The 23,069-nt window shown below is 61.6% G+C and carries 17 protein-coding genes; 8 read left to right on the forward strand and 9 right to left on the reverse strand.

The window, feature by feature from the left end; genetic code table 11:
- Positions 1 to 6: 6 nt before the first annotated feature.
- The 3 genes from KF821_01610 to pgl are packed head-to-tail and all read left to right on the forward strand — an operon-like array spanning position 7 to position 3,047.
- Positions 7 to 1,641: a hypothetical protein gene (locus KF821_01610; GenBank protein MBX3004507.1), complete on the forward strand. Its 1,635-nt coding sequence runs from the start codon at positions 7 to 9 to the stop codon at positions 1,639 to 1,641.
- Complete coding sequence (rpiA, locus tag KF821_01615) at positions 1,638 to 2,324, forward strand: ribose-5-phosphate isomerase RpiA (protein ID MBX3004508.1); 687 nt, start codon at positions 1,638 to 1,640, stop codon at positions 2,322 to 2,324. Before KF821_01610 ends, rpiA begins: the two co-directional genes overlap by 4 nt.
- Complete coding sequence (gene pgl, locus KF821_01620; GenBank protein MBX3004509.1) at positions 2,325 to 3,047, forward strand: 6-phosphogluconolactonase; 723 nt, start codon at positions 2,325 to 2,327, stop codon at positions 3,045 to 3,047. It begins immediately after the preceding gene.
- Here pgl and KF821_01625 read toward each other — a convergent pair.
- From KF821_01625 to trmFO, 7 genes are all read right to left on the reverse strand, one after another.
- Positions 3,044 to 3,256: a hypothetical protein gene (locus tag KF821_01625; protein ID MBX3004510.1), complete on the reverse strand. Its 213-nt coding sequence runs from the start codon at positions 3,254 to 3,256 to the stop codon at positions 3,044 to 3,046. The genes pgl and KF821_01625 overlap by 4 nt on opposite strands.
- 107 nt (positions 3,257 to 3,363) lie before the next feature.
- Entirely contained in the window at positions 3,364 to 6,300 is a 2,937-nt protein-coding gene (locus tag KF821_01630) for an FAD-binding protein (protein MBX3004511.1), read from the reverse strand.
- Entirely contained in the window at positions 6,300 to 7,652 is a 1,353-nt protein-coding gene (hflX, locus tag KF821_01635) for a GTPase HflX (protein ID MBX3004512.1), read from the reverse strand. Before hflX ends, KF821_01630 begins: the two co-directional genes overlap by 1 nt.
- The gene (locus KF821_01640; GenBank protein MBX3004513.1) at positions 7,652 to 8,824 is read right to left on the reverse strand and encodes an aminotransferase class I/II-fold pyridoxal phosphate-dependent enzyme; all 1,173 of its coding nucleotides are present in this window, start codon (positions 8,822 to 8,824) and stop codon (positions 7,652 to 7,654) included. Before KF821_01640 ends, hflX begins: the two co-directional genes overlap by 1 nt.
- Positions 8,825 to 9,051: 227 nt before the next feature.
- The gene (locus KF821_01645; protein MBX3004514.1) at positions 9,052 to 9,645 is read right to left on the reverse strand and encodes a cupin domain-containing protein; all 594 of its coding nucleotides are present in this window, start codon (positions 9,643 to 9,645) and stop codon (positions 9,052 to 9,054) included.
- A gap of 144 nt (positions 9,646 to 9,789) precedes the next feature.
- Positions 9,790 to 10,722: a M28 family peptidase gene (locus tag KF821_01650; GenBank protein ID MBX3004515.1), complete on the reverse strand. Its 933-nt coding sequence runs from the start codon at positions 10,720 to 10,722 to the stop codon at positions 9,790 to 9,792.
- Positions 10,700 to 12,076: a methylenetetrahydrofolate--tRNA-(uracil(54)-C(5))-methyltransferase (FADH(2)-oxidizing) TrmFO gene (trmFO, locus tag KF821_01655; GenBank protein MBX3004516.1), complete on the reverse strand. Its 1,377-nt coding sequence runs from the start codon at positions 12,074 to 12,076 to the stop codon at positions 10,700 to 10,702. Before trmFO ends, KF821_01650 begins: the two co-directional genes overlap by 23 nt.
- Positions 12,077 to 12,341: 265 nt before the next feature.
- On the opposite strand from trmFO, the gene KF821_01660 reads away from it, so the two are divergent.
- From KF821_01660 to KF821_01675, 4 genes are read left to right on the forward strand one after another with little or no spacing between them, the layout of a single operon-like run.
- Complete coding sequence (locus tag KF821_01660) at positions 12,342 to 13,757, forward strand: hypothetical protein (GenBank protein ID MBX3004517.1); 1,416 nt, start codon at positions 12,342 to 12,344, stop codon at positions 13,755 to 13,757.
- Positions 13,754 to 15,661 carry a PAS domain S-box protein gene (locus tag KF821_01665; protein ID MBX3004518.1) on the forward strand — a complete coding sequence of 636 codons (1,908 nt, stop codon included), beginning with the start codon at positions 13,754 to 13,756 and terminating at the stop codon, positions 15,659 to 15,661. The genes KF821_01660 and KF821_01665 overlap by 4 nt, the downstream gene beginning before the upstream one ends.
- Before the next feature lie 18 nt (positions 15,662 to 15,679).
- Positions 15,680 to 16,861 carry a sigma-54-dependent Fis family transcriptional regulator gene (locus tag KF821_01670; GenBank protein MBX3004519.1) on the forward strand — a complete coding sequence of 394 codons (1,182 nt, stop codon included), beginning with the start codon at positions 15,680 to 15,682 and terminating at the stop codon, positions 16,859 to 16,861.
- 53 nt (positions 16,862 to 16,914) lie between these two features.
- The gene (locus tag KF821_01675) at positions 16,915 to 19,230 is read left to right on the forward strand and encodes a GAF domain-containing protein (protein MBX3004520.1); all 2,316 of its coding nucleotides are present in this window, start codon (positions 16,915 to 16,917) and stop codon (positions 19,228 to 19,230) included.
- Here KF821_01675 and KF821_01680 read toward each other — a convergent pair.
- A complete protein-coding gene (locus KF821_01680) occupies positions 19,227 to 21,614 on the reverse strand; it encodes a hypothetical protein (protein MBX3004521.1) in 2,388 nt (795 codons plus the stop codon). The two genes, KF821_01675 and KF821_01680, sit on opposite strands and share 4 nt — an antisense overlap.
- Before the next feature lie 216 nt (positions 21,615 to 21,830).
- A complete protein-coding gene (locus KF821_01685; GenBank protein ID MBX3004522.1) occupies positions 21,831 to 22,625 on the reverse strand; it encodes a YaaA family protein in 795 nt (264 codons plus the stop codon).
- 58 nt (positions 22,626 to 22,683) lie between these two features.
- Between KF821_01685 and KF821_01690 the strand changes: the two genes are divergently transcribed.
- A complete protein-coding gene (locus tag KF821_01690; GenBank protein ID MBX3004523.1) occupies positions 22,684 to 23,064 on the forward strand; it encodes a winged helix-turn-helix transcriptional regulator in 381 nt (126 codons plus the stop codon).
- Positions 23,065 to 23,069 lie beyond the last annotated feature (5 nt).

The following is a 23,069-nucleotide window of genomic DNA, read 5'->3' on the forward strand; positions in this document are numbered from 1 at the left end:
GGCTCTATGAATATCTCAATGCATCTGGGCACATCGGCTACTGCGTTCGAAACCGCACTGCAGCACGCGGCCAGCAACAAGCTGGTGGAGCGCATCTGGCAGCGTGACCATACCGTGTGGAATCCCAGCCCCAGCGAGATCAGCAATCGCCTCGGCTGGCTGGATATTGCCGAGCGCATGCAGCCCGAAGCCGCCGCCCTGACGCTGTACGCGCGCCAGCTACACAGTGAAGGCATCACGCATGCACTGCTACTTGGCATGGGCGGCAGCAGTCTGGCGCCCGAGGTGTACAGCCTGCTGCTGGGCGGCCAAGGTGGCGTAAAGCTCGGCGTGGTGGACAGCACTGACCCTGATTACATCCGCACGTTCGCTACAGCCTACGATCCGGCGCACACCGTTTACATCGTCTCTACCAAATCCGGCGGCACAGTGGAGACGCTTTCGTTGTTCAAGTATTTTTATAATCAGGCGCTAGCCAGCGTAGGTCAGCACGCTGGCGGCCATTTCATCGCCATCACTGACCCCGGTAGCAGCCTAGCCACACTGGCCGAGCAGTATCACTTCCGCAGCACCTTCCTGGCGGATGCCAACATCGGCGGCCGCTATTCGGCACTGTCACATTTTGGCTTGGTACCCGCGGCGCTGCTCAATATTGACCTCGGCCGCTTGCTGGCACAGGCGCAGCGCGCTGCAGCCAGCTGCCAGGTGCCAGATGCCAGCAACCCTGGCTTGCAGCTAGGTGTTGCCATGGGCGTGCTGGCCCAGGCTGGCCGCGACAAGCTGACCTTCATTACGCCCCCCGCCCTGCAACCCTTTGGAGATTGGGCTGAGCAGCTCATCGCCGAGAGCACCGGCAAGCACGGCCAGGGCGTCCTGCCCGTGGTGGCCGAGCCGCTGGGCAGCCTTGACGAGTACGGCAATGACCGCGTGTTTGTAACTCTGGGTGAGCAGGCTGGCGAAGCCGCTGAACTCATAGCGCAACTGAGATCAGCCAGGCATCCGGTCCTTGAGCTTAGTTGGGATGATGAATACAGCCTGGGCGCACAATACTTCCTGTGGGAGTTTGCCACCGCGGTCGCTGGGCAGGTGCTCGGTATCCAACCCTACGACCAGCCAGACGTCGAATCGGCCAAGGTGCAGGGGCGCGCCTTTGTGGACGAGTACACGCGCACGGGCAACCTGCCCTCTGGCGAACAGCAGCCGCTGAACGCTGAAGCCTTGCACGCTGCGCTGGCGCTGGCCAAGCCCGGCGACTACATCGCCCTGCAAGCCTATGCCGCACCCAGCCAAGCCCTGACCCAGGCGTTGCAAGCCCTGCGTGGGCACATTCTCAGCACGCAACAGGTGGCCAGCACGCTGGGCTACGGGCCGCGCTTCTTGCACTCTACGGGCCAATTGCATAAAGGCGATGGCGGGCATGGCGTCTTCATCCAGTTTGTGACCCAGCCCAGCGCGGCGGATTTGCCGATTCCCGATGCGGCCGGCAGCGCCACCAGCAGCCTGAGCTTTGGCGTGCTCAAGGCGGCCCAAGCGCTCGGCGATGCAGCTGCGCTGCGGGCAGCTGGCCGCTGCGTAACCAGCTTTGCGGTGTCCGGCGATCTGGCTGAGCAGCTGGACACCATTTTGAAAGACTGGGCATGAGCACAAACGCGTACAAGCAAGCCGCGGCCGAAGCGGCGGTTCAGTTGGTCGAAAGTGGCATGGTGGTCGGGCTGGGGCACGGTAGCACGGTGCAGTTTGCACTCGAAGCGCTGGCCGCCCGCGTGCAAACAGGCGCGCTGCATGACATCACCGGCATCCCTTGCTCCAAGCACACCGAAGCCGAAGCCACGCGCCTGGGCATCCCCCTCGGCACTATCGAAGACTATGCTAGCATCGACCTGACGCTGGATGGCGCCGACGAAGTAGACCCGGCGCTCAACCTCATCAAAGGTGGCGGCGGCGCGTTGCTACGCGAAAAGATTGTGGCGCAAATCAGCCAGCGTGAAGTCATCATGGTGGATGAGGGCAAACTTTCCGATGCGCTTGGGCGTAATTTCGCCTTGCCCGTCGAGGTGCTGCCCTTTGCCATCCGCCAGGCGCAAGACTTCATCACCAGCCTGGGCGCTGAGCCGCGCCTGCGCCAGCGTGATGGACAGCCCGTGCTGAGCGACCAGGGCAACTACCTGCTTGACTGTCACTTTGGCCCGATTGAAGACGTGCACACCTTAGCGCGCCAGCTTGAAGGGCGCGCTGGTATTGTTGAACATGGGCTATTTTTAGGATTGACCACAGATTTATTCGTGGCCGGCGCCGCAGGCGTGCGCCACCAGCGCAGGGGCTAGATGGAAACCTTGATCTTTGCCAATGCCAGCGAGCTGGCTACAGGCGCGGCTGGCTTTGTCGCCGCCCGCGCCCAAGAAGCCATCGCCACTCGTGGCCGCTTCGATGTAGCCCTCTCCGGCGGCAGCACGCCGCTGAGCGCCTATGCACAACTCGCCGCGCCGCCGCTGCGTGACAGCGTAGACTGGCAGCAGGTGCACATCTTTTGGAGCGATGAGCGCTGCGTACCGCCCGATGACGCGCAGAGCAACTACGCCGCCGCCAAAGCGGCCCTGCTCGACCATGTGGCCATTCCACAGGCCAACATCCACCGCATGCGCGGCGAGCTGCCGCCAGCCCAGGCTGCCGAAGACTATCGCCAGCAGCTTGCAGAACACTTCCACACGCCCGCGTTTCCTATATTTGATCTGATTCTGCTTGGCTTGGGTACTGACGGGCACACCGCCTCGCTCTTCCCTGGCAGTGCGGCACTACGCACCGGCGAAGTGCCAGTGACCGAAAATTACGTTAGCAGCCTGGAAAGCTGGCGGCTGACCTTTACCTTACCGCTGATCAATTCGGCGCGCAAGGTAGCCTTCTTAGTCTCCGGCGCGGGCAAAGCCGCCATGGTGAGCGAAGTGCTCACCCCCGGGGGGCGCCCCCTGCCCGCAAAAGCAGTCAACCCGCACTCAGGCGGGTTGACTTGGTTACTGGATACAGATGCAGCGGCGAGTTTGCCTAGCTAGCCCCGCCCCACCGCGGCGACGACCAGAACAACAAGAATAACCAGAAGAATGATGGCGTTGCTGTCCAAGCCGCCCGCTGAGTTGCCGCCACCGCCATCCGAGCCGGTGAGATCGATTTGGCCCCCGGCGCTGATTGAACCGCAGGCAGCAAGCAAAACACCAAAGACAATTACCAGGATCAAGCTCAGTAGTACCACTTTCCTTGTCATCGTAGCCTCCATAGATAGGTCATGGCCCCTGTAGCCAAGCCAACGGCAGCAGGCACGCACAGGTTATGCCCCATTTGGGCTAGCTGAAAGGCTTATCTGCAACTAAGCTAGTTTTTGAGTTGGGCGGCGAGCAGCGAAACTGGATGCAGCGCTTCGCGCTGGGTGCCGCTGGCAATTTGCGAGCGGCACGAGGCGCCCACTGCCACGACATGCTGCCCAGCCGGCGCGTTGCGCACCGCGGGGAACACGGCAATCTCGCCAATTTGCATGGAGAGATCGTAATGCTCGGCTTCGTAGCCAAAGGAGCCGGCCATGCCGCAGCAGCCAGAATTGATCAGCTCGACCTCGTAGCCCAACTCGCGCAGCAGCGCGGCGCTGGCCTGCTGGCCTGAGGGCACGCCATCATCGGCGGGCGCCTGCGCCTTCTGGTAACAGTGGCCGTGCATCAATACAGATGGTTGTGCTGGCGTGGATAATGCGGCGCGCAAGCCATCTACTCCGCGGCGCAGCAGGAACTCATCCAGCATGTAGCAGCGCTTGGCCAGTGCGCTCACGCCTTCGGCGCCTGGCAGCAGGTCAAGATACTCGTCCTTGAACGTGTAGATTTCAGACGGCTCGATGCCGATGACAGGCAGCCTGCGCTCAGGGTCCCACGCTTCGATCAAGCGCACAACCTTGGCGGCATAGTCTTTCGCCTGCGGTAGCAGACCCTTGGAGATCAGCGTGCGGCCGGCGCCTTCAAACGGCAGCACGGCGGCCTTGACGCCCGCGGCAGCCAGCACGCGCAACGCGTCGGCTGTGACCTGGGGGTAAAACAGCTCGATGAAGGGATCACGCAGGAAGAGTACATCCGCTTCAGCCACGGAGACCGAAGGCAGCTTGATGCTGCTGGCAAACTTGGGCAGCCCGCGCTTGGCCGAGAGGCCAAAGAGCTTCTCCCCCAGCATTTTGCCGATGCCGCTTTGCAACATCAGGTTGCTAACAGGTGCTACAGCACGGCCGAGCTTGCCGAGCACGCCAATGTAGCCGAACAAGTAGTCACGCAGCGGGCGGCGGTGCGTCTTGTAATAATCGTTCAGGAAGTCGTACTTGATCTTGGCCATATCCACGCCGGAGGGGCATTCGGCTTTGCAGCCCTTGCACTCCAAGCACAGGTCCAGCGCAGCGTGCACCGCCTTCTGCGCGTTGGCAGCGGGTGCGCCCTGCCCCGGCATGCCCGTCGAGATCATGGCGCGTAGCAGGTTGCCGCGGCCGCGTGTGCTGTGTTCTTCTTCACGCGTGGCTTGGAACGATGGGCACATTACGCCGCCGTCTTTGCGGCACACGCCCGCGCCGTTGCACATCTCGATGGCGCCGCCCAGCCCACCTTGGCTCGAAAAATCGAGTATGGGCAGCCACGGGTCTGATGTGTACTCTGTGCCGTAGCGCAAGTTGAGATGCATCGGCTGCGGCTCGAGAATTTTGCCCGGGTTGAGGCGCGAGCTGGGGTCCGCGGCGCGCTTGAGGTCACGGAAAGCATTATTGATCTCCGGCCCAAAGGTTTCTTCCAGCCACTCGCCGTGCGAGAGGCCATCGCCGTGCTCGCCGCTCATCGAGCCGTTGTATTGCTTAGCAGCGGCCATCACATCTTGCGTGATGCCGCGCATCTGCTCAATGCCACGCAAGGTCTTGAGATTGATCAGTGGGCGCACGTGCAAGCAGCCCGCCGAAGCGTGAGCGTAAAAATCGCCGCCGGTGCCGTACCCCTCCAGAATGCGCATGAAGGCGCGCACAAACTGGCCGAGGTTCTCCACCGGCACGGCCACATCTTCAATAAAGGGTAGCGGCTTGGCATCGCCGGGGCGCGACATCAGCAGGCCAAGGCCCACCTTGCGCACGCCCCACACGTTGTCTTGCTCCGTTTGCGAGATGGCGCGCACAGCATCCACGCCAAGAGTATCGAGTCGCTTGAGCAGCTCATCTTCGCTGTCGCCAGCAAACTCAATGATGAGGATGGCCGCCGGGTCGCCTTTGACAAAGCCTAGACGATCGGCATAGGCCGGCACGCTGCGCGCCAGATTGATCATGGCACGCGGAATAAGTTCGATGGCCGAGGGCTCCAGCTTGAGAAGGCCGGGAGCGGCATCACAGGCCTCAGCGATGCTGGGGTATGACAGCACGCCTAGCACGGTGCGCTTGGGCTTAGGCACCAGGCGCACCAGCATACGCTTGAGCACCACCAGCGTTCCTTCAGAGCCAACGATTGCGGGCGCCAGGTTGATGTGCCCGTCAGCAATCGGTGGATACACGTCCCCCGCCCCAGCCCGCGACCACATGGGTGGTTGGCTGGGCGACCAGGGCAGCAAATAGTTCAGGCTGTAGCCGGAGGCACGCCGCCAGGTGCGCGGCCAGCTCTGGCGGATGCGCTCACCGTGTTGTTCACGAATACTGAGCGCCTGGCGGTACAAGCTGCCCTCGACCGTATCGCCCTCAGCGCGGTTAAAGGCTTCTTGCAGCGCCATCTGCTCCAGGCGCGCCTGTGAACCATCCGCCAGCAGCACATCCGCAGCGATGAGATTGTCTGAGGTCATGCCGTAACTGATGGAATGCGCGCCGGTGGAGTTGTTGCCGGCCATGCCCCCCAAGGTGGCCCGGTCTGAGGAAGCCGGGTCTGGCCCGAACATCAGGCCGTGGCTATTGGCCACCTTGTTGAATGCATTTAGCACCATGCCGGGTTGCACCCAGGCGGTGCGCTGTTGGGGGTCAATCTCCAGCACCTGGTTGAGGTAACGCGTGAAATCCAGAATGATGGCCGGGCCGATGGTCTGGCCCGCCAGGCTGGTGCCAGAGCCGCGCGGCAGGATGGGCACGTTGTATTGTGCCGCCAGCTCCACGATGGCTTCGAGGTCTTCTTCATGACGCGGCAGAGCTACGCCAAGGGGTTCGATCTGGTATATCGAGGCATCCGTACTGTACAGGCGGCGATTGGTAGCATCCAGCCGCAATTCACTGACCGTGCGTTTGTGCACCTCAGCGGCGAAATTCTTCAACAGTTCTGGGGCCATTACTCCACCTTTGATGCAGATGCGGCAGCCTTGCGGTTGCCCTTCGTGTATTCGTTGTAGCGCGCCAGCAAACGGCCGGGCAAGCGGCCACATAGCTTGACGCCGCTGCGCGTGTGCTCTACTAAATCTACCTGACCTTGTTCGTGGAACAAGGCAATCAGCGCGCCTTGATCATAGGGCAACGTCACCTCAACTGGCGTCAGCGTCTCGTACAGCTTATTGCTCACCGCAGCCAGCAACTCTTCTAAACCTTGGCCGGTGAGCGCAGACACAGCCACCGCGCCCTCAAACTCGGCCAGCGCTTCTTGCGCCCAGGCCGGGTCCTCTAAACGGTCAATCTTGTTCAGCACCGTCAGCATAGGCACATGGCGGGCGTCAATCTCGTCCAGTGTTTGCATCACAGCTTCGGCATGCTCATGCACATTGGGATGGGTTACATCCAAGACATGCAAGAGTAGATCCGCCTCTTTTACTTCCTCGAGCGTAGCTTGAAAAGCCTTCACCAGCGTATGCGGCAGCTTTTGGATGAAGCCTACCGTGTCGGTAAAGAGCGCCTCGCGGCCACCGGGCAGACGCACTTTGCGCGTGGTGGGGTCAAGCGTGGCGAAGAGCTTATCCGCCACGTACACATCCGCCTGGGTGAGCGCATTGAGCAAGGTGGACTTGCCCGCGTTGGTGTAGCCCACCAGCGCAATGATAGGAATACGCGAGCGTTTACGTTGGGCACGGTAGCGGCCGCGGTGGGCACGCACTTTTTCCAAATCGTCGCGCAAGCGTGAGATACGCTTGCTGATCTCACGGCGGTCAGATTCCAGTTGGGTTTCACCCGGGCCACGCAGACCCACGCCACCCACCCCAGAGCGCCCACCGCCACCGCCGGATTGGCGCGCCAGGTGCGTCCAGGCGCGCGTCAGGCGCGGCATGCGGTACTCGTACTGCGCCAGCTCCACTTGCAGCGCACCTTCGTGCGTGCTGGCGTGCTGGGCAAAGATATCCAGAATGAGGGCGGTGCGGTCAATGACGCGGCGCTTAGCGCCAAACTCTTCTTCCAGCTCGCGCTGGTGGCGTGGCTGCAACTCATCGTCAAACAGCACGACCTGGGCATCCAGCTCATCGGCCAGGGCCTTGATCTCCTGCACCTTGCCTTTGCCGATCAGAGTTTTGGGATTAGGCGCGTTGATGCGTTGATAGGTCTGCGTGGCTACTTCCAGCCCGGCAGTATCTGCCAGCAGGGCCAACTCATCCAGCGAGTCTTCAAGTGGGAGCAGCCCAGGCTCAGAGGCCAGCTGCACGCCCACCAAAATAGCGCGTTCAGGTACGCGCTCGGTGTTGTGCAGTTTGCCTTTAGCCATTAGCGCCTTCTTTGCAACCAGTCAGAAATGCGCTCGGCGCCCTCGCGCAAGCGAGCCACATCGGTGACCAGCGAGACACGGAAGTAGCCTTCGCCGTGCTGGCCAAAGACCACGCCCGGGGTGGTGCTCACGCCACATTCGTTGAGCATCGCCGCACAGAACTCCATACTGTTCTCGCCGGCGGGCACGGGGGCCCAGACGTAGAGAGCCGCTTGCGGCGGAGCGACGCGCAAACCGGCGCGGTGCAGGCCGTCTACTACGGCATCACGGCGCTCTTGGTAAATGCGATTGCGTTCGTTGAGCCAAGTCTGGTCACCCAGCATGGCCATCTCGCCAGCCGCCATCAACGGCGCAAAAATCGCCGAGTCTTGCTGGCTCTTGTAAGTCTCAATGAATTTGAGCGCCTGCGGGTGACCAACGGCCATACCCACGCGCCAGCCAGCCATGTTGTAAGTCTTGGAGAGTGAGTTGAACTCCACCGCCACTTCTTTGGCGCCTGGCACCTGCATGATGCTGGGGGCGCGGTAACCGTTGAAGCCTACATCGCAATATGGATTGTCATGCGCCACCAGAATATTGTGCTGGTGGGCAAAGTCGATCACCTTCTCGAAGAAGGCAATATCGGCAATGGCGCCGGTGGGATTGTTGGGATAGTTGAGCCACAGAATCTTGGCGCGGCGCAGCACATCCGCAGGGATGGCGGTGAGGTCCGGCAGGAAGGCGTTCTCCTCCAGCAGCGGCATGAGGTGCACCTGGCCGCCAGCGATCTCGGTGCTCTTGGCGTACACGGCATAGCTGGGGTCTGGCACCAGGGCAATATCGCCCGGGTTGAGCACGGCCTGGCTGAGGATGAACAAGCCCTCTTTGGAGCCGAGCAGATCGATGGCCTCAGTGGCCGGGTCAATCTCCACGCCGAAGCGCGCCTGGTAATACTCGGATACCGCCTTGCGGAACTTCTGCGTCATGCCCAGGGTGTAACCGTGGGTGTCGGCGCGCTGGGCGGACTCGAACATGGCTTCGAGGATGAAGCCCGGCGGCGGCAGATCCGGGCTACCAATATCCAAGCGCACCACGTCGGTGCCCTTGGCACGCAGGGCAGCAATACGCTTGGCAAGGTCTGCAAAGAAGTACGGTTTAAGTGATGCAATGCGATGTGCGGGTTGAAGTTCCATAAGAGCGTAGTTTACCTCTGAACGCGACAATCAAAATCTCTGTTAATCGGTCAATTGCTCAGTCGTTTGGTTGACTGGTCGATTGGTCCATGGAGACTAGCTGTCATTCCGAGCGAAGCGAGGAATCCCCTGAGACCCCGCAACATGGAGGCCTTTGGCCTCATTTGGAATGACAAGGCGTGCAATCGTGTATAGCTTCGAAGCTAATTGGAAGTTGACAGGCGAGCCTAGCCACTAACAGAATTAAGATATTCTGGATAACTTGAGCGGTAGCCTAAAGCGTAGCCAATTCCGCCCAGCAAACCGAACAGTACTTTCTGCGCCACTGGTGGTGGCCCCGCCAGGTAGCCGCCGTGCTTGAGCAAGCTCTGCATCGACACGGCCAATTGCAATGGACTGGGGTTGCCCTTGGCATCCACCTTGCCATCCCGCGCCAGCCCATACTGAGTAGCAATCGTGTTGAGCGTGTCAATCACCGCTTCAGGGCTGGCGTGCTCAAATGTATCGGTTTGGATCATGTGCAGCTCTTCGTCACCAGTGTTCCACGGGTGAATGTGGGCTTTCTTGGCAGGCAAGATCACCGTATCACCGGCCTTGGCTACATATTGCTTACTGTCAAGTTGATACGTACAGGATCCCGAAAGAATTTCGAATTTTTCTTCCCACCACATATGTAAATGGGCAGGCAAGTCTTGCCCGGAGTGAGCTCGATAAAAATACTCAATCTGAAAGCCATTCCCTTGGGTTTCTTTTTGTGTCTTACGAACCACAGCCCGAACACCAGCCTGCGGGTTCTCAGCTACAAACCCTGCTTCAATCATGTTTCACCCTCTCCTTGTGCAAGCTAGCCGATGAAGCTGCGTTAACAACAGAGGAAGCGCTTCATAGCAAACCTCATCAGCCCTGATTCAATCCCTTTATCCTACTATCCTTTTGAAGGCCTAAGAAGTTTGAGCCACTTGCCCTTACTGCGCCAGCACCCAGGCCAGCACCACCTCACCCACTACCCCCAGGCTGCGCGGCGAGATCTTGTCCAGCGTGTCTTGCACGGTGTGCCAGTAGGGATAGTCGAAGTCGATGATATCTACCGCGGGAATTTCACGCGCCAGAAACGGCGTGTGGTCATCCAGCATGGTGTGCTTGGGATCGTTGATGAAGATGTCGGCGTAGCCCAGCTCGGCGGCCTGCGCCCAGATCTCGGCGGCCAGGCGCGGATCCGAATTGCGCTCCAGGTAGATTTGCAAATCGGCATCGCCGATCATGTCGAGGATGATGACTGCGTCGGGCAGTTCGGCCAGCGAGTCGGCCATCAGGCGGCTGCCCATGATCCAATCCCAACCCTCGATGCTGCCGTTGTCCTCGGCATCGAAGAAGGCCAGCGTCACCGTGGCATCCGGGTTATTCAGCGGCAGCACGCGCGCCAGCTCCAGCAGTACGGCTACGCCAGAGGCGCCGTCGTTGGCGCCCTGCACCGGCTGGCTGTGGTTGGCAGGTTCAGGGTCATGGTCTGCAAAGAAGCGGCTGTCATAATGCGCGCCGAGAATGATCCACGGCGCATCTTCGCTGCCCGGCCAGGTGGCCAGGATGTTATGTACCGGCTGGCCGAGTAGCTCGCCATCAGGCTGCTCCGGCGTCCAACCGTAGCGCTCCAGCGTATCGGCAATATAGGAGCGTGTTTGCTCATGCGCTTGGCTGCCCGGGGTGCGCGGGCCATAGGCCATCTGCGCCTCGGCGTGGGCAAAGGCGCTCTGCCCGTTGAAATTGGCGGTGGCCTTCAGGGCACGCGTGCTGTACAGGGTCAGCGCTACGCCAAAGACGATGATGAACAAAAAGAACAACACGGCGCGCGGGTCGGGCCGGCGCGGCGTAGCGGGTTTAGGCAGTTTGGAGTTGGCCATGCAAATACTCGTCGAGGTCTTGTAGCGCGCGCGCCGAATAGGCCTTGGCGCGGTCACGGCGGCCCATGCGGCCGGTAATTTCTAGCGCAGGCATAATGCCGTAGTTGGCCTTCATCGGCTGGAAGTCTGCTTCGTCTGCATGCGTCACATAGTGGCACAACGCGCCCAGCATCGTGGTGGGCGGCAACTGCAGCAACGGCTGCCCAGCGTGCAAGCGTGCAGCATTGAGTCCAGCCAGCAAGCCAGTGGCAATGTTGCCGACATACCCCTCTACCCCGGTGATCTGCCCGGCGAAGAACAAATCCTCACGCGTGCGGAATTGCAGCGTAGGGTCGAGCAGACGCGGTGATGAAACAAACGTATTGCGGTGCATCTGGCCGTAGCGTTCAAACACGGCATTTTGTAAGCCCGGGATCATGCGGAAGACGCGCTTCTGGTCAGGGAATTTGAGATTGGTCTGGAAGCCGACCATGTTGTAGAGCGTGCCGGCCAAGTTATCCTGGCGTAGCTGCAGCACCGCATGCGGCCGTTTTCCGGTACGCGGGTCACGCAGGCCCACCGGGCGCATCGGGCCGAAGGCCAGGGCACGCTCGCCGCGCTCGGCGATGATCTCGACCGGCAAACAGCCTTCGAAGAATTCGTGCGCGCCGGTGCGCACACCTGCGCCGTCATCCGTCTGCAATTGGCTCTCAAACTCACGCAGCTCAATGCGCTCGGCGGCCAACAGCGCCGCCAGGAAGGCATCGTACTCCTCGCGCGTCATCGGACAGTTGATGTAATCACCTTGCTCTTCCTCTCCACGGTCATAGCGCGAGGCGCGGAAGGCAATGCTCATGTCAATCGACTCTAGGCTGATGATGGGCGAGATGGCATCGAAGAAAAACAAGTGCTGCTCGCCGCTTAATTTGGCGATGGATTGCGACAAGCTAGAAGATGTGAGCGGGCCGGAGGCGATGATGGTGAGCCCATCCGGCACCTGCGGCATTTCCTCGCGCAGCAGGGTGATGTTGGGGTGCGCCTGGATGCGCTGGGTCACCGCCGCGGCAAAGCCGTCACGGTCCACCGCCAGCGCCCCACCCGCCGGCAGCGCCGTCTCCTGCGCCACCTCGATCAGCAGGCTGCCCATGCGGCGCAGCTCATTCTTGAGCAGGCCACCGGCGCGGTCTGGCAGGTCAGAGCCGAGCGAGTTGGAGCACACCAGCTCCGCCAGGTGCAGGCTGACGTGCGCCCCCGTAGGTACCGAGGGGCGCATTTCATACAAGGCTACGCGCAAGCCCGCTTGGGCAGCCTGCCAGGCGGCTTCGCTACCGGCCAGCCCGCCGCCAACGACGATGAGATCAGGTTTGGGGGTCATTGCAACAATTTTATCAAAAGCAATCAACCCCATCATTCTCGCTCTATCTGTCTGCAAAGTCATTCCGACGAGCCAGCATTAAGGGCGAGGAGGAATCCTTTAGGGCAAGATACACCAAGCTGAATTTCGAATGCCCTAAAGGATTCCTTGCGGCTCTGCCGCTTCGGAATGACGATATCTGCTTGCCTGGTCCAAACTCGCCTGGCACAGAACTTGCATCTTTAGGGGTGCGTATCTATAATCCACTCGCTTCAGGAGCTCAAAAATGGCCTTCACTCCTATTCTGCGCCAGGGTCCGTCCCAGCGCCCGCAAGCTACCGCCCACCTGGCTCAAACCATGAGCCTGTTGGGGCTTAACTTGCAAGAATTGAACCAGAAGATCGAATCGGCGCTGGCCGCAAACCCCGCCCTGGAGCTGCTCGAGGGACGCCACTGCCCGGGCTGCGGCCGGCTGCTGCGTCCCGGCGCCTACTGCGGCGCCTGCGCCGCCACCGATACCGCCAAGGGCGATGAGCCCGTCGTGTTCATTGCCCCGCCGGAAGACGGCTATGGCCGTGGCACGCGCAGTGGCGAAGAGATCCCTGAAGATTTCAATGCTTCACAACCGGAAGACCTGGCGAGCTATGTGCTGCGCCAAATTGCCAGCGAGCTCAACGAGCAGGAGCAGCTCATCGCCGCTCACCTGCTCAGCACGCTGGATGATGACGGCCTGCGCACGGTACCCCTATTGGAAGTGGCGCGCTACTACCACGTGCCTGTTACCGATGTTGAAGACGTAGCGCAAATGATTATGCTGGCTGACCCGGTTGGCGTTGGCGCGGCCTCCACCAGCGAGGCCATGCTGATCCAATTGCGCTCCCTGGGCGACAAAGTGCCCAATCTCGAATTGTGCGCGCGTGCCATCACCGATGGGCTTAACGCACTCAGCAAAAAACAATATGCTGAGCTCGGCAGCCTGCTGGGTGTGAGCAAAGCCAAAGCCCAGCAAGTGGCCGAATTCATCGCCGCCAACCTGAACCCGTTCCCGGCCCGCGCCCACTGGGGCAGCCTGCGCACGCAGACCACCGACACGCCGCCGGTCTACCAGCGCCCTGACCTGATCATCAAGATGCAGGAAGATGGGCGCATGGTGGTGGAAGTCACCTGGCCGCTGCGCGGCGTGCTGCGCGTGAACCCGCTCTTCCAGCAGGCGCTGCAGGAAGCGCCGGAAGACAAGTCTGAGCAATGGAAGATCGACTTGGAGCAGGCCAACTTGCTGATCAAGTGCCTGGCCCAGCGCAATCAAGCCATCGTGCGCCTGATGCAGGTGCTGGCGGTGGTGCAGCGCGAATTCATCCTGGGGGGCGATGCGCACCTGCGCCCCTTCACCCGCGCCACGATTGCCGATGAGTTGGGCGTACACGAGTCGACTGTGTCGCGCGCCGTGGCGGGCAAATCCGTTGAGTTGCCCTCGGGCAAGATCGTGCCGCTGGCGCAATTCTTTGATCGCAGCCTGCACATCCGCACCGCACTCAAGAAGATCGTCAAAGATGAGCCCAAGCCGCTGAGCGATACTGCGTTGGCCAAATTGCTGGCGAAAGAAGGCTACGATGTAGCCCGGCGCACGGTGGCAAAATATCGCACAATGGAGGGCATCCTGCCAGCGCATCTGCGCAAGCCGCAGGCGGTTGCCTACTCATGACCCTGACGATCAGCAATCTATCGCCCTTCAAACGCCGCAGCGCCGGCAGCGAGGAGATCCACGCCCTGCTGGATCTGCTCCCTCACCCGGCATTGATTGCCAGCGCCCGCACGGGGCGCATTTTGTTTGCCAATGGCCCGGCCACAGAGTTGAGCGCCTATACGCGCAAAGAACTCAGCGAGCTGGACCTTGCCACCTTGCTGCCCGGCCTGGCGCCCAGTGCGCGCGGCAAGCAGGCCAGCACGCTGATCAAACGCAACAGCCAGCCGGTTTCCGTGCAGGCCAGCCTCACCCACCTGAATGGGAATGAGCACTGGGTGGCGATCATGCTGGAAACCGCGGCCAGCGCTCCGGCCGCCACGGATACCGCCCAGCGCTGGGAAGCCTTGCACATGCTCAGCCTGGCCGCCCAGCAGCCCGAGCTCTCCTCCGCTTACCGCCAGATCCTGCAAGCCGGCGCGCTGCTCACCGGCGCCCAGCATCTGGTGCTCTACACGCCCAGCGCCAGTGGCGCCCTGCAAGTGCAAGCCGTGCACGGCAGCGGCATGGATTTCCCCGCCACGCTGGAAGCCAAAGACGTGGCGACGCTGCGCGTGCCCAAAGTATGGCAATCCGGGCGGCCGATCGAATCGCAATTGCAACGCGCCGCTCACGCCAGCAAGCTCAGCTACCTGGCCAGCACTCCGCTCGACCTGACCCATCCGGAGGCTGGCCTGCTGGCCGCCGCCGACGAGACCGCCGCGCCCAGCGAAGTGCTGCTGACCCTGCTGCAGATCCTGGGTGCCAGCGCCAGCGCCGCGGCCCTCAACGCCGAGGTGCAGCACGCCTGGCGCAGGGATGCCGCCCGCCTGGCCGAGCACGAACAGGTCACCGCCGTGCTGCGCGAGCATATGCAAGATGGCGTGTTGTTTGTGGACGCCAGCCTGCAATTGACTGAGCTCAACATGGCCGCCGAAGCCATGCTGGGCTATTCCCAGAATGAGGTTTTGCAGCGCCCGGTGCAAGAAGTGCTGATCGGCACGCGCACGCTGCTGCCCGAGCTGGAGATGGCCCTGCAGAACAACCAGGTGATGGAGGTGGGCAAGCGCAAGCTACTGCGCCGCGATGGGCAGGAATTTCTGGCGTTGGTACGCATCGCCCCGATCGCGCCGCAGGGCAAGCTAGCCCGCCTGGCGATCCTGATCAGTGATCTCAGCGAGCACGAAGCCTTCCACCTGCAGACCCTGCAAATGAGCGACCGCGCCTGGCTGGGCGATGTGGCCGCCATCTTTGCCCACGAAATGCAAAACCCACTCAACAACATCAGCACCGGCTTGCAAGTGATGCAAATGGGGTTGAGCGAGAACGATCCCAGCCATGCCCAATTGCAAAGCATGCTGGAGGATTGCGAGCGCCTGGCGCGCTACATGCATTCAATGCTGGGCGTGGCACGTGGCCGCGCCCACCAGCCCGAGCCAATGGACATCGCCGAATTCTGCCGCCAGCAGATGGCGCGCTGGCGCGTGCGCCTGCAGCGCAAGAACATTCAGGATCATTTGCATATAGGCGAGCACATTCCACTCATCATGGGCGATGCTCACGCTTTGGAGCAAGTCTTCACTAATCTGTTCACCAACGCCATGCAGGCGATGAGCGGCCAGGAGCGCGGCTTGCTGGCGCTCAACGTCAGCGCCAGTGGCGATGGCATGGTTGAAGTGGTCATCTCGGACAATGGCCCCGGCGTGCCGGAGGAACTGCGCTCGCGCATCTTCGAAGCCTTCTTCACCACTAAAGGCGGCGAAGGTACCGGCCTGGGGCTCTCGATCACGCGCCGCATCGTGATGGCGCACAAAGGCGAGATCACCCTGGAAAGCTTCCCCGGCGGCACCTTATTCAAGCTGCGCCTGCCCGTGGTACAAAACTAAAAAGGAATTTGCCCACCCATGAGCATGACGTTACTCCTCATTGAAGACGAAAAAGCCGCCCGCACCAACGTGGCTACCTTCCTCAAGAAGAAGGATTACGAGGTGCTGGAAGCCGGAGACCTGAAGACCGGCCGTGAGTTCATCCAGCAGGGGCTGGTGGATATTGTGTTGCTGGATGTGCAGTTGCCCGACGGGCTAGGCACCTCCCTACTCGAGGAAACCGTCTCAATGGTGATGCGCCCACTGATGATCGTAGTCACCGGCCACGGCAACATTGAAATGGCCGTCGAAGCGATGAAGAGCGGCGCGCACGACTTTTTACAGAAACCGGTCGATCTGAAGCAGGTAGAAAAATCAGTGCAGCGCGCTGGCGAGATCGTTGCCATGCGCCGCGAGCTGCAGCAACTGCGCCAAACCCAGTACGATGATTTTGTGCTGGGCAGCAGCCAGGCAATGAAGACGATGATGGAGCTGGCCGAGCGCGTGGCGCAATCCTCCGTTTCAGTCTTGATCAGCGGCGAAACCGGCACCGGCAAGGAAGTGGTGGCCAAGGCGATCCACGAGCTGGGGGCGCGCAAAGACAAGCCCTTCATGGCGATCAACTGTGCCGCCTTCCAAAGCACCATGATCGAATCCGAATTGTTCGGGCACGAAGCGGGCGCCTACACCGGCGCCGAGAAGCGCAAGCTGGGCCTGTTTGAGCTGGCCAACGATGGCGTGCTGTTCCTCGACGAGATCGCTTCGATGCCGCTGGATATGCAGGCCAAGCTGTTGCGCGCCCTCGAGGAGCGCAGCTTTCACCGCATGGGCGGCACCACCCTCATCAAAGTCGATGTGCAGGTGCTGGCCGCCTCCAATCGCAACCTGCAGGCGCTGATCGAAAAAGGCGATTTCCGCGAAGACCTGTTCTATCGCCTCAACGTGCTGGAGCTGAACGTGCCGCCGCTGCGCGAGCGCAAGCCAGACATCCCCGAATTGGTGGGCTTCTTCGTGCGCCACTTCAATATGCGCATGGGCCGCAACATTCAAGACATTACTCCGCAGGCCATGCAGGCCTTGAATGAGTATGACTGGCCGGGGAATATCCGTGAGTTGCGCAACGTTTTAGAGCGTGCTATGCTGCTGTGCGACGAAGCTGCCATTGATCTGCGCCACCTGCCCGTCGAACTTGCCAGCCCGAAGCCGGCCAAGAAAAAGTAGCTGACGCCGCCATAGCCATGAAGCCTGCACCGGGTCCAGCTCAGGGGGGGTCTTTGCTTCCACGCGTGCGCTGGCCAAAGTTCCTGCGCGCCCCCCACTTCACAGATCCGCACACTCGCCGATTTGCCGGCATCCTCAACTTTATGCTGTGGGTCGGCCTGTTCATCATGGCCGTGCACCTGGTACTCACCCTGGTGCTGCCGCGCACCCCCTTTCTGAATCCCTATTTTGAGTTGCTGGTGGCCCTGCTCATGGGCACCTGCTTGCTATTGCTGCACCTGCGCCAACCGCGCCTGGCCGCAGGCGGCTATGTGCTCGGCCTCTGGCTGGTGGTCACCGCCTCCGCGATGGAGCTGGGCCAGGTGACCAGCGCCGGGGTGAGCACGCTGTACACCGTGATCCTGGTGGCCGGCGTGCTCCTCGGGCGCGCCGGCGGCCTCAGCGTGGCGGCGCTCAGCGGGCTGGCGGTGGTGTACATGACCTGGAGCGCGGCCGGCGCCAGCACGCCGGATTGGGCCCCGATCATCACCATCGTGCTTAACTTCGGGCTGGTGGCGCTGATGGTGATCATTGGCGAGCACGCCATCCGCACGTCATTATCCAGCGCGGCGCACAGCCACTCTTTGCTGAGCCAGCGCAGCGCGCAGCTACAGGCCACCGCCGATATTGGCCTGGCGGCCACGGCCAGCGACGATGTGGACGATTTTCTCAAAGCAGTGACGCAAGTCATCGCCGAGCGCTTTGCGCTGCATCACGTATCCATCCTCACCCTCAGCCAGGGCACCAGCGAACTCTCGCTCAACCCACTCAGCCAGGGCGGCCAGGTGTATAGCGCCATGCCCAGCTTCTCGCTCGGCGAGGCCAACGCCACGCGCAGCATCATTGCCCACGTCGCCCGCACGCGCAGGCCGTACCTGGCCAGCGATGTGCACAGCGACGCGTTGTATCTGCATCACCCCGATCTGGGCGAGGCACGTTCGGAGATTGCCGTGCCAATTATGGAAGGCACGCGGTTGTTCGGCGTGCTGGATGTGATCAGCAACCAAACCTCGCTGGATATGGACGACCTCAACGCCTTGCAAGTGCTGTGCACGCAGCTGGGCACGGTGATCTACAACAAGCGTCTGCTGCAACTCTCGCGCCGCCACCTGGAAGAGACCCGCGCCCTGCACGCCATCGCCCTGGCTGGCATGGAGGCCTCCGACGAAGAGGAGTTCCTGCGCCAAGCCGCCAACGTCATCGGCAGATCCCTGTTCTCCGAGAATTTTGGCATCCTGCTGATAGACCCCAAGCGCAAGGTGCTGGAACACAAGGCCTACCATCAGGATGGCGCCTATCGTGCCCCGGCCATCCCGCTGGGGCGTGGCATCACTGGCGTGGTGGCGCAAACTGGCAAACCTCTGCTGGTGGGTGACGTAAAACGTGACCCGGATTACCTGATGGTGGATGAGCGCGTGCGTTCGGAGCTGTGCGTGCCGTTGCGCGTGAAGAATGAGGTCATCGGTGTGCTCGATACGGAGAACCACGCACCGCACGCCTTCAGCCAGAACGATTTGCAGCTCCTCGAAGCCTTGGCCGGGCAGATCGCGCTCTCACTGGAGCGCATTCGCCTGTTGAGCGATACCGAGCGCCGCGCCGAAGAATTAGCCGAGACGCTCAAACAGCAGGAGGAGCTGGCGCGCCTGCGCGACCAGTTCGTGCAGAACGTTTCGCACGAATTCCGTACCCCGCTGGCGATCGTCAGTGGCTATATCGAAATCCTCAGCAGTGGTGACCTTGGCCCCCTGCCCGCCGAATACCACGAACCGGTAGAGATCATCGCCCGCCGCACGCAAATGCTCACCCGCCTGGTGGAGGATCTGACCTCATTGCTGAACGTACAGGACCAACGCAATGATTTTGTAACCCTCTATCTGGGCGATCTGCTCAATACACTCTATCCGCACCAGCGCACCCAGGCACTCGCCAGCCAGATCGTGCTGGAGTGGGAGGTGCCGGCCAGCCTACCCCCCATTCGTGGCGAGGAAACGCTGCTGCGCACCATGCTGAATAACCTGCTGGACAATGCGATCAAATTCACCCCCAGCGCGGGCCGCGTCAGCCTGCGGGCCAACGTGGAAGGCGCGTCGATCTGCCTGCGCATCCACGATAGTGGCATTGGCATCCCGCCCGAGCAGCAAAGCCGCGTGTTCGAGCGCTTCTATCAGGTGGATGGCAGCAGCTCACGCCGCTTCGGCGGCACTGGCCTGGGCCTGGCGCTAGTGAAAGAGATCGTGGAGCTGCACGGCGGCGAGATCCGCCTGGATAGCCAGCCCGAGCAAGGCACCACCTTTGAGGTGCGCCTGCCGCTGCTTCCCCCTGAAGCCTAAAAGAAAATCGGGTAGCGCTGTGGCTGCGCCTCGTGCAGCATGCGGTACACCGTGTAGAAGATATCTTCCACATTGGGCTTCGACCAGTAATTGCCATCGCTGCCATAGGCCGGGCGATGGGCCGCGGCACTCAGCGTACGCGGCGCGGCGTCCAGCCATTGGTAGCCGCCCTGCCTCTCCAACACTTCTTGCAGCATAAACGCACTGGTGCCACCGGGCACGTCCTCATCCAGAAAGAGAATGCGATTGGTCTTCTTGAGCGATTCGACGATGCGGCCGTGCAAATCAAACGGCATTAGCGATTGCACATCGATCAGTTCCATCTGGATGCCGTGCGCCGCCAGGGCCTCGGCGGCCTCCGCGGCGATGCGGCACAACGGGCCATAAGTCACCACAGTCACGTCATCGCCCTCGCGCAATACTTCCGGCACGCCTACCGGCACGGTGAACTCGGCCAGGTTATCCGGCAGGCGCTCTTTCAAGCGGTAGCCGTTGAGCACCTCCACCACCAGCGCCGGCTCGTCGGCCGCCAGCAAGGTATTGTAGAAGCCCACCGCCTGGGTCATGTTGCGGGGCACCAGCACCAGCATGCCGCGCAGCAGGTGCAGCGCCCCGGCCATCAGCGAGCCAGAGTGCCAGATGCCCTCCAGGCGGTGGCCGCGCGTGCGCACGATCAGCGGTGCCTTCTGGCCGCCGCGCGTGCGCCAATGCAGGGTGGCGACATCATCCGAAAGAATTTGCAGGCCATACAGCAGATAATCGAGGTATTGGATCTCAGCGATCGGGCGCAGGCCGCGTAGCGCCAGGCCGATGGCCTGGCCCATGATGGTAGCCTCGCGAATGCCGGTGTCGGCGACGCGTTGCGCGCCGTACAGTCCTTGCAGGCCGGCGAAGCCTTGATTCACATCCCCCAGCAGGCCGAGATCTTCGCCAAATGCCACCACGCGCGGATCACGCGCCAGAATGGCATTGAAGCCGCGGTTGACAATTTCGAAGCCATTCAAGGCTGGCGATTGCTCGCTATACACGGGCTTAACCTCGGGGACGCGTTCGGCGCTGTGCGAATACAGCGCCGAAGCGTAGCGCTCGGCGGCCTGCGCCTCTTGCTCCTGCTTCCAGCGCACCAACAGCGGCTTGCCAGGCAGCGGCTCATCCTTGAGCAGCGTCATCGCCTTGCGATAGGCCACATGCATATCCTGGCGCAGCGGCGTGGCGGCCGCTTGCATGGCGGCCAGCATTTGGTTCAGCTCGGCAGCGTGCGCCGAAGCGCCGGCCACCTCGGTGAGCATATCGCCAAAGGTTTGCATCTCCTGCAGGATCGGCCGGGTATAGGCATCCCAGGCGCGCGCCCGGATCGTCTCGACTTCGTGTTTATCCGCCTGCTCCCAGGCGTCCAGTTCGGCCTCGGTAGCCATGCCCTGCGCCACGATCCACTGGCGGAAGCGCGGCAGGCAGTCATACTCCTGCTCCCATTGCAGGCGCTCGGCGCTCTTGTAGCGCTCGTGGCTGCCTGAGGTGGAGTGCCCCTGGGGCTGGGTGAGCTCGGTGATGTGCAGGATCGCCGGGGTGTGCTGCTGGCGGGCGTTGGCGGCCGCCTGCGCGTAGGCCGCGAGCAAGGCGGGGTAATCCCAGCCGGGCACAGTGTAAATGTCATACCCATCGCGGCCGCCGGGGCTGCGTTGGAAGCCGGAGAGCAGGCGCGAGAGATCGGCGGTGAGTTGGTGCTGGTTGGGCACCGAAATGCCGTAGCCATCATCCCAGATCGAGAGCACCGCGGGCGCCTGCAAGACGCCGATGGCATTCACCGCCTCCCAGAAGACGCCCTCGGCGCTGCTGGCATTGCCAATCGTGCCGAAGGCAACTTCATTGCCCCGGCGCGAGAACTGGGTGAACGCGTGCAGCGCCTCGACCTCACGATAGAGTTTGGAAGCATGGGCCAGGCCCACCAGGCGCGGCATCTGTGCCGCAGTGGGCGAGATATCCGATGAGGAGTTTTTGATCTCGCTGAGCGCCTTCCACGAGCCGTCTGGGTTGAGGCTGCGCGTGGCAAAGTGCGCGTTCATGGCGCGGCCAGCGGTGGCCGGCTCAGCGTTCAGATCCGTATTGGCAAACAGTTGGGCAAAGAATTCATCCAGGGTGTGCTGGCCGATGGCGAACATGAAGGTTTGATCACGGTAATAGCCTGAGCGAAAATCGCCGGGTTGGAACGCACGCGCCATGGCGATCTGCGCCAGCTCTTTGCCATCACCAAAGATGCCAAACTTGGCCTTGCCACTCAGCACTTCGCGGCGGCCGATCAAGCTAGCCTGGCGGCTGCGATACGCCAGCCGATAGTCGGCGAGAATGTCTTCACGCACAAAATTGGAATTTGCTGTTTGGGCCATACCAAATCCTTTGGGGAAAAGCGGGACTTGGCTAGTTTATCATAGCCCCTCACCTGCCCTTTTAAAGCGACAAACGCCTAGGTGAGGGGGGCACCCAGGCGCTTATCGATTGCAAGTATAGCGACTGGGGTGCTAATGTCAAGCGAATTGACAAAAATGAAGTTAAAAATCCGCTAAGTGACAGATTAATGGGTTTGCAATTGTGTGCGCTGAGGGTCAGCTCAGCCCCTGTTTGTCTTGCAAGCGAATGCTTAGCCCAGTGCCGCCAAAGTCTTTGCACACGAAAACCGGCGCCTGCGGCGTGCTGCGCTTTTTGTCGTAGCGATAGCCGATCGCATTGAACCCGGCCAGCTCATCCGGCGCCTCAACGCGATTCACCAGCAACCAGTGCGCAAAAGCGCCGCGCGCCACCTTGGCATGCACAGTAACGAAAGCCGGCTCGCCGGTCTTACGGTTGATCGTCAGGAATTTTGGCGTCACCAGGCGAGCTGCATCGATATACGCGGTGACCACATCCGAATATTCCTTCGCCGCCAGGTTCACCACGGGGCCAGCCTGCGGCAACTGCTGCGCCACCTGCGCGCCCCAATACGCATATAGGTTCTTGGCGGGCAACCCGGGCAGCTTGTAGCCCATCTCCAGGCGATACGGTGCGATGCCATCCAGCGGGCGCAGCACCCCATACAAGCCGGAGAGAATACGCAAGGTCTTGTTGGCGTAATTGCGTTCGGCGGCGCTCAGGCTGGGGGCTTGCATGCCGCTGTAGATGTCCCCGATGAAACTGTCCAGCGCAGCGGTCTGCGCCGCCGGCGCATCCGTCCAGGCCGCCAGCAGCGCCTGGGTCTTGAGCGCCAAGGGCGCCGAAAGCTTCATCATGCGCGCCAACTCCTCGGCGCTGAGCGCCTGCAGGTAGGCGGCCAACTGGCGCGCCTGCGCCAGCAAGGCAGGCTGGGCCAACCCCGCCTGCGGGGCGCTGCGCATCGCTTTCGAAGAATGTAGCAAGATCAGCATGTCCTGATTTTAGCAAACAAGCCGTAGCCTTGACGCATGAGCCCAGTAGCTGTAATATATGAGCAGTTATTCATATATCATGCCGGCCACCAAAGCCCTACCCCGCAGCCACAGCGACGCCCGCGAGCTGGCCCGCCTTGAGCAAGACCTGCTGCCGCAGCGCTCCGCCGAGCGCCTGGCCGAGATCTTCAAAGCGCTCAGCGATCCGACGCGTTTGCGCCTGATCTCACTCCTGCTGGAGAATGAAGCCTGCGTGCACAATCTGCAAGACGTGCTGGGCATGAGCCAATCAGCCATCTCGCACCAGTTACGCCACCTGCGCCTATTGAAGTTGGTGCGCTTCCGCAAAGAAGGGCGCCACGTCTACTACGCCCTGGATGATGAGCATGTGCGCAAGCTGTTCGAACAAGGCCTGCTGCACGCGCAACATCGCGGCTGATTTTT

This window comes from Anaerolineales bacterium, from assembly GCA_019637755.1.
Lineage (GTDB): Bacteria > Chloroflexota > Anaerolineae > Anaerolineales > UBA11579 > JAMCZK01.